The sequence below is a fragment of the Streptomyces sp. 150FB genome (assembly GCF_000818195.1).
In the GTDB taxonomy this organism is placed as follows: Bacteria; Actinomycetota; Actinomycetes; order Streptomycetales; family Streptomycetaceae; genus Streptomyces.
Genome location: NZ_JTHL01000001.1, coordinates 7,168,311 through 7,175,382, shown reverse-complemented (window position 1 = coordinate 7,175,382; position 7,072 = coordinate 7,168,311). Strand labels below are relative to the sequence as shown.

The window sequence follows — 7,072 nt, the reverse complement described above, 5'->3', positions numbered from 1 at the left end:
GACTCTATCATATTCGTTTTGGCTTTGTTTGCCTTGCGAAATCTGATGGCCTTCGGAGTGGCCTTTTGCTTTCTTGCAGTTCCGACTTTATCAGAGTTATCCGAGTCGGATTCCCCACCCCTTGGGGGCGGTCCCAGTCACATGAGTTCCCGGGCTTCCCGTCGAGGTGGAGCCGTAAACGTACTGGAGCGGGGTGCCCCGATGCAAATCGAGGCACCCCGCTCCTGAGCCGGCGTCAGATCTCTCAGACCTCGACGACGACCGGAAGGATCATCGGGCGCCGACGGTAGGTGTCGGAGACCCACTTGCCCACGACACGGCGCACGAGCTGCTGGAGCTGGTGCGGTTCCGCGACGCCGTCCGAAGCCGATCTGGCGATGGCCTCGTCCACCTTCGGCAGGACGGCGGCGAAGGCCGCGTCGTCGATGCCGGAGCCACGCGCCTGGAAGTGCGGGCCGCCCACGACCTTGCCCGTCGTGGAGTCGACGACCACGAAGACCGAGATGATCCCCTCGTCGCCGAGGATGCGGCGGTCCTTGAGGTGGGTCTCCGTGACATCGCCGACCGAGAGGCCGTCGACGTACACGTAACCCGCCTGGACCTTGCCCACGATTCTCGCCTTGCCGTCGACCAGGTCGACGACCACGCCGTCCTCGGCGATGACGATGTGGTCCTTCGGAACACCTGTCAGCGCGCCCAGTTCGGCGTTGGCGCGCAGATGGCGCCATTCCCCGTGCACGGGCATCAGGTTCTTCGGCTTGCAGATGTTGTAGAAGTACAGCAGCTCGCCGGCCGAGGCGTGGCCCGAGACATGGACCTTGGCGTTGCCCTTGTGGATGACGTTCGCGCCCCACCTGGTCAGGCCGTTGATCACGCGGTACACCGCGTTCTCGTTGCCCGGGATCAGCGACGACGCCAGAATCACCGTGTCGCCCTGGACGATCCGGATCTGGTGGTCGCGGTTGGCCATCCGCGAGAGCGCGGCCATCGGCTCACCCTGGGAGCCGGTGCAGACAAGCACGATCTGCTCGCCCGGCAGGTCGTCGAGCGTCTTCACGTCGACGACCAGGCCCGCCGGCACCCTGAGATACCCCAGGTCCCGCGCGATGCCCATGTTCCTGACCATCGAGCGGCCGACGAAGGCGACCCTGCGGCCGTGTTCGTGGGCCGCGTCGAGGATCTGCTGGATGCGGTGCACATGGCTGGCGAAGCTCGCCACGATGATCCGCTTCTGCGCGCTGCTGAAGACCTGCCGCAGGACGTTGGAGATGTCCCGCTCGGGCGGGACGAAGCCCGGCACCTCGGCGTTGGTCGAGTCGGCCAGCAGGAGGTCGATGCCCTCCTCGCCCAGCCTGGCGAACGTCGGCAGGTCGGTCAGCCTGCGGTCCAGCGGAAGCTGGTCCATCTTGAAGTCGCCCGTGTGGACCGCCATACCGGCGGGGGTACGGATGGCGACAGCGAGGGCGTCCGGGATCGAGTGGTTCACCGCGACGAATTCGCAGTCGAACGGACCGATCCGCTCGCGGTGCCCCTCGGTGACCTCAAGGGTGTACGGCCGGATGCGGTGCTCCTGGAGCTTCGCCTCGATCAGCGCGAGGGTCAGCTTGGAGCCGATCAGCGGGATGTCCGGCTTCAGCCGGAGCAGGAACGGAACACCGCCGATGTGATCCTCGTGGCCGTGCGTGAGCACGACACCGTCGATGTCGTCGAGGCGGTCCCTGATCGTGGTGAAATCCGGCAGGATCAGGTCGATACCGGGCTGCTCCTCCTCAGGGAAGAGCACGCCGCAGTCGACGATGAGCAGCCGGCCGTTGTATTCGAAGACCGTCATGTTCCGGCCGATCTCGCCGAGCCCGCCGAGCGGGGTGACGCGAAGGCCGTTCTTGGGAAGCTTCGGCGGCGCGCCGAGTTCGGGATGCGGATGACTCAAAAGACTCTCCTCACCACACGCGCCACGTGCCTCTCGGGCACGTGGCGCGCATGACATTCGTGCACTTGCAGTTCTCTGTCCGACTTACCGTCCGACCGACTGTCCAACTCTTGATGTTTCGACCGATTTCTCGGTGTCCTGCTGTCTCGCGTATTCAGTTGTGAAGTCTGTGGTTACAGATCTACCCCACCAGCGGCAAGATCGATCTTGAGCTGGGCCGTTTCGTGCGCTGTCAGTTCCACGAGGGGGAGACGCAGCGGACCCGCCGGAAGGTTCTGCAGAGTGAGCGCGGCCTTCGTGGTGATGACGCCCTGCGTCCTGAACATGCCGGTGAACACCGGCAGCAGCTTCTGGTGGATCTCGGTGGCCTTCTGGACGTCACCCGTGAGGTGGGCGTCGAGAAGTGCGCGCAGTTCCGGGGTGACGACATGGCCCACGACGGAGACGAAGCCGACGGCGCCGACCGAGAGCAGCGGCAGGTTGAGCATGTCGTCGCCGGAGTACCAGGCGAGGCCGGACTGGGCGATGGCCCAGCTCGCACGGCCGAGGTCGCCCTTGGCGTCCTTGTTGGCGACGATGCGCGGGTGCTGCGCGAGACGGAGGAATGTCTCCGTGTCGATGGGGACACCGCTGCGGCCCGGGATGTCGTACAGCATCACCGGGAGGCCGGTGGCGTCGGCGATCGCCGAGAAGTGCCGGAAGAGGCCCTCCTGCGGCGGCTTGTTGTAGTACGGCGTGACGGCCAGCAGGCCGTGCGCTCCGGCGCTCTCGGCCGCGCGGGCCAGCTCCAGGCTGTGGCGTGTGTCGTTCGTGCCGATTCCGGCGACGACATGGGCCCGGTCCCCGACGGCCTCCAGGACCGCCCGTACGAGCTGGTCCTTCTCCGCGTCGCTGGTGGTCGGTGACTCGCCCGTGGTGCCGTTGAGGATCAGGCCGTCGTTGCCCGCGTCCACGAGATGGGTGGCGAGCCGCTGAGCACCGTCGAGGTCGAGTTCGCCGGTCGCCGTGAACGGCGTGACCATGGCGGTGAGGACCCGCCCGAAGGGGGTTTGCGGAGTGGAGGTCGGAGCCATGGGTAACACGCTACTCGCTGCTCAGGTCAGGGTGTCCCCTTGGGGGACGGGACAAGAGGAGCCCGGCACTGCCTGCTCGGGGGTTCAAGCAGTGCCGGGTCCGTTTCATCAGCCTAGATGACCTTCCCGAAACGCCGCAATCCGGACACTTCGCCTTGACGGCCGTACATCTGTGCCCTACGGGGCCACGCGGCCGTTGCCGTTGAAGGCCGCATGGGTGAGCGGCATGAGCTTCGACCAGTGGGCTTCCATCTGCTCACCGACCATTTCGATCTCGCGCTGCGGGAAGGACGGGGTCTTCGCCAGCTCGTGCTGGGTGCGCAGGCCGAGGAAGTGCATCAGCGAGCGTGCGTTGCAGGTGGCGTACATCGAGGAGAAGAGACCGACGGGCAGGACGGCCCGGGCCACCTCGCGCGCCACTCCGGCGGCCAGCATCTCCTGATACGCCTCGTACGCCCGGAGGTATGACGCCTCCATCGTCCGGCCGGTCAGGTCCTGCTGTTCAGGGGTGCCGTCGACGAACTCGTACTTGCCGGGGCGACCCTGCTGGACGAGCTTGCGGTCCCCGCCGGGCACGTAGAACACGGGCAGCAGCTCGCGGTAGCGCCCGGACTCCTCGTTGTACGAGTTGTGCACAACGACGCCGTTGGCCAGGAAGTTGTGCCAGGGGCCCTCGACGGACAGGTCGTACGTCATCTCCTCGCCGTCGTCGGTGATCGAGACGATCGGGTCGGGGAGGGCCACGTCCGCGCTCGCGCCGCTCAGCGCCTGCTCCTCCGCGCTCCTGCGGACCTGGCACTCCTCGCACGCCGGTGCGAGATTGCCTTCGTCGAGGGCGCGGGTGAGGTCACCGGCCACCGGGACCACATGGTCCAGCGCGAGTTCCGCGCGCGGGAAGTCCTCGCCGCACAGATGGCAGGAGTCGACCTCCTTGATGAGGTGCTCGCGCCGGGTCGCCGTCCATACGCCGATACCGCGTGCGAGGCCCGGCGGGATCCCCGCGTCGGAGGGCCCTGCGGCGGTGGTCCCCGTCATGACCGCGTCCCCCACCACCAGCTCCCCGGCCTTGCGCCAGCCCTCAGAGGTCAGCACGGCGTGGTCCACGGTGGACCTGAGGGTCCGGCCGGCGGCCGTGGTGATCCTGATGAGCGGCTTCACACCGGACTCGACGACGTCGACGATCCGCGACCGCCGCGCGGTCAGGGTGTCCTCGTCGTAGCAGCGGACGTGGGTGTCGCGTACGGACTCCAGCTTCCGCAGCCGGGCGCCGGGGTGCAGCTCCCTGAACTCCACCACCGCCGAGTCCGCGGCCTCCCTGCTCCCGTAGAGGCCGAGGTAGTGGCTCTCCGGCTCCCCCTGGACCTCCCCCTGCACCCTGGCCGACCAGGCGCCCGCCTCCGCGTTCCATGTGACACCGCCGGCCGAGTGAGGCAGCCGCTCGTCGGGCCCGAGGTGCCAGAGCCGGTACAGCTCGGCGATCGAGTGGTGGCGGAGATTCCCCGCCTCGCTCTCCAGCGTGATGCCGGTGTCACCCGCGACGCACCAGCCGACCCTGTGCCGCATGAACTCGCGGAAGACAAAGATCGGTGCGTTGATGAAGAAGGTCATCGAGTTGTGCTCGAAGGGGCTGCCGTGGCGATCCCTCATCAGGTAGTTGATGAGTCCCTTCGAGCGCTCCGGGTCCTTCGACAGCTCTTCCAGGGACTGCTCTCCCGCGGTGGACACGCGCGCGGCCCACAGCACGTCGGAGTCGCCTGCGCTGTGCTTCACCAACTCGACGGTGACATCACTGCGGAAGCTCGGCCTGGTCTCGGCGGGGGTGTCGCTCACCGGCGGGGGTCCTTCCATTCGCGTCGCTCGGGCGGCGCCCACTCTACGGGCCGCCACTGACAACACCCGGCAGGGCGGCCGTTGTCGGCGTTCGAGGGCCATTTCGGGGAATTCGGGCACCGAATGAGCGTGTTGTACGTCCTACTGAGTAGCACCTGACGCACCGGCAACATCGTGTGCGGTGTCCTGTCGTCCATCCCCTCCGGCCCCCCATCCGTATTCGATTTCCGAGGAGAGCACTCCCATGTTCCGCCGGCGTGAGGCCGTCCCGTTCGCATTCGTCGCCGAGGCCGACCGCTTCCGCAGTAACGTCACCCCGCCCCCCAAACGCCGTACCGCGACGTCCCAGCTCATGGGCCGGACCCTGCTCGGGCTGACCATCGCGGCCGGTTTCGCCGGCTCGCTGCTCTTCGGGCTGCCCTCGCTGGAGACGAATCAGGCACCGGCCCACACCCAGCAGTCCGAGGCTTCCGGGGGTCGCTGACTCGTCCGGCCCCCCTCGGCTGGTCCGAACAGGGGCACGATCGGTAGCCTCACCGGGCACAGCAATCGAGCGTGCTTGTGAGTGAGGATCAGTCGTGCCCCTGCCCTTCTTGACGGCCGACCGCGCTTTTGACGCGACCAACGACGATGTCGCGCTACCGTTCGACGATCACGACCGCTGGCGGCGTCCGTACCGCCCGGGTCCCTGGCGGGTGGCCTCGGCCGCCCTGCTTCTGCTGCTCGCCTCGTTCATCCTGCTCTGCGCGCTGGTCATCGCCCTGGCCGCGTCACCGGGGGGAGCGTGGGTCTGTCTCGTCCTCGCCCTGGTGGGGATAGTCGTCGCGCTGCGTCTGCTGCGGGTCGGCGCCTGGGTGAGCCGTCACGGGGTCCGGCGGGTGAGTCTGCACAAGACCACCACGGAGCGGTGGGGACAGATCACAGCGGTCCGCACGGTCCAGCAGCCGGTGCGCTGGCTGGGTCTGCCGCGGACCGTGCAGGGCCAGGCGCTCGTCGTCGTACGCCGGCGGGGTGGCCCGCTGGCGCTGCTCACCGACCACAACGCGGACTTCCTGTCGCGCGACGAGGCGTTCGAGCGGGCCGCCGACACGGTCGAGGCCTGGGGCGACGAGTACCGCCGTCCCTGACCCCGCGCCGTCCCGTAACGAATGAGCCGGGCCCGTCCCCACAAGGACGGGCCCGGCTCATTCGCGTACGGGGCCGCTCGGGCGGCCCGGGATCTCAGACGTGGACCGGCCGGCCGTCGTGCAGCGCTATGGCGCGCTGCATCGCCTTGCGGGCGCGCGGGGTGTCCCGCGCGTCGCGGTAGGCGACCGCCAGCCGGAACCAGCAGCGCCAGTCGTCCGGGGAGTCCTCCGTCTCCGCGCGCCGCTCGGCGAAGACGGCGTCGGCGGAGTCCCGGTCGATACGGCCGCCCGGGGTACGGATCAGCTCGTCGACAGCCAGGCCGCCCTCGGCGTCGAGTTCGGCGGCGAGCCGGTTGGCCCGGCTGACGAACTGCGTGTTCTTCCAGAGGAACCAGAGGCCGATGAGCGGCAGGATCAGCACAGCGACACCGAAGGTGACGGTGAGCAGGGTGCCTGTCTCGATCAGCCACACGCCCCGGCTGCCGGCCAGGACGAAGTAGAAGACCAGGACGACGGCCGTGACAAAATATGTGATCTTCGCGCGCATGAGTGCCGGTTTCAGCTCAGGTCGAGGAAGTGTTCCAGGCCGAAGGTGAGGCCGGGGGTGGAGACCACGCGGCGCACGCCGAGCAGGATGCCCGGCATGAAGCTGCTGTGGTGCAGGGAGTCGTGGCGGACGGTGAGGGTCTCCCCTTCGCCGCCGAGGATGACTTCCTGGTGGGCGAGCAGGCCCCGCAGGCGTACGGAGTGCACCCGCACCCCGTCGACGTCGGCGCCGCGGGCGCCCTCCAGCGCCGTGACCGTGGCGTCGGGCTGCGGGGCGCTGCCCGCCTCGGCGCGGGCGGCCGCGATGAGCTGGGCGGTGCGGGCGGCCGTACCGGAGGGCGCGTCGGCCTTGTTCGGGTGGTGCAGCTCGATGATCTCGACCGACTCGAACCAGCGGGCCGCCATCTGGGAGAACTTCATGGTGAGCACGGCGCCGATGGAGAAGTTCGGCGCGATCAGCACACCCGTCTCCGGGGACGCCGCCAGCGAGGTGTCGAGCTGCGCGAGCCGCTCGGCGGTCCACCCCGTGGTCGCCGACGACGGCGTGGATGCCGTGCCGTACGCAG

At 68.4% G+C, this 7,072-nt stretch carries 5 protein-coding genes and 4 pseudogenes; 2 read left to right on the top strand and 7 right to left on the bottom strand.

The window, feature by feature from the left end:
* Window positions 1-244: 244 nt before the first annotated feature.
* The 5 genes and pseudogenes from QR77_RS30810 to QR77_RS49325 form a co-directional block, all read right to left on the bottom strand.
* Window positions 245-1,930, bottom strand: coding sequence for a ribonuclease J (locus QR77_RS30810; protein WP_040025276.1), 1,686 nt, complete (start codon window positions 1,928-1,930; stop codon window positions 245-247).
* A 173-nt stretch (window positions 1,931-2,103) separates the two neighbouring features.
* Window positions 2,104-3,003: a 4-hydroxy-tetrahydrodipicolinate synthase gene (dapA, locus tag QR77_RS30805; protein ID WP_040025275.1), complete on the bottom strand. Its 900-nt coding sequence runs from the start codon at window positions 3,001-3,003 to the stop codon at window positions 2,104-2,106.
* A 177-nt stretch (window positions 3,004-3,180) separates the two neighbouring features.
* Window positions 3,181-3,630, bottom strand: a pseudogene (thyX, locus tag QR77_RS49335) (FAD-dependent thymidylate synthase); the annotation flags it as partial.
* A gap of 4 nt (window positions 3,631-3,634) precedes the next feature.
* A pseudogene (locus tag QR77_RS49330) lies at window positions 3,635-4,566 on the bottom strand (HNH endonuclease); the annotation flags it as partial.
* Window positions 4,546-4,833, bottom strand: a pseudogene (locus tag QR77_RS49325) (FAD-dependent thymidylate synthase); the annotation flags it as partial. The pseudogenes QR77_RS49330 and QR77_RS49325, both read right to left, overlap by 21 nt.
* A 244-nt stretch (window positions 4,834-5,077) precedes the next feature.
* On the opposite strand from QR77_RS49325, the gene QR77_RS30795 reads away from it, so the two are divergent.
* Both QR77_RS30795 and QR77_RS30790 read left to right on the top strand, forming a co-directional pair.
* A complete protein-coding gene (locus tag QR77_RS30795) occupies window positions 5,078-5,317 on the top strand; it encodes a hypothetical protein (protein WP_040025273.1) in 240 nt (79 codons plus the stop codon).
* A 94-nt stretch (window positions 5,318-5,411) separates the two neighbouring features.
* Window positions 5,412-5,960 (top strand): hypothetical protein, encoded by a 549-nt coding sequence (locus QR77_RS30790; protein ID WP_040025272.1) that lies wholly within the window; start codon window positions 5,412-5,414, stop codon window positions 5,958-5,960.
* A gap of 94 nt (window positions 5,961-6,054) precedes the next feature.
* On the opposite strand, the gene QR77_RS30785 is transcribed toward QR77_RS30790, so the two are convergent.
* Together QR77_RS30785 and dapB are read right to left on the bottom strand one after the other, a co-directional pair.
* Window positions 6,055-6,507, bottom strand: coding sequence for a tetratricopeptide repeat protein (locus tag QR77_RS30785; RefSeq protein WP_040025271.1), 453 nt, complete (start codon window positions 6,505-6,507; stop codon window positions 6,055-6,057).
* Between the two features lie 11 nt (window positions 6,508-6,518).
* Window positions 6,519-7,072: pseudogene (gene dapB / locus QR77_RS30780) on the bottom strand (4-hydroxy-tetrahydrodipicolinate reductase); the annotation flags it as partial.

Bases quoted from the DNA above. Each gene is read 5' to 3' on its own strand.
- QR77_RS30785 (WP_040025271.1), bottom strand. From the start codon at position 6,507: ATGCGCGCGAAGATCACATATTTTGTCACGGCCGTCGTCCTGGTCTTC.
- QR77_RS30795 (WP_040025273.1), top strand. From the start codon at position 5,078: ATGTTCCGCCGGCGTGAGGCCGTCCCGTTCGCATTCGTCGCCGAGGCC.
- dapA (WP_040025275.1), bottom strand. From the start codon at position 3,003: ATGGCTCCGACCTCCACTCCGCAAACCCCCTTCGGGCGGGTCCTCACC.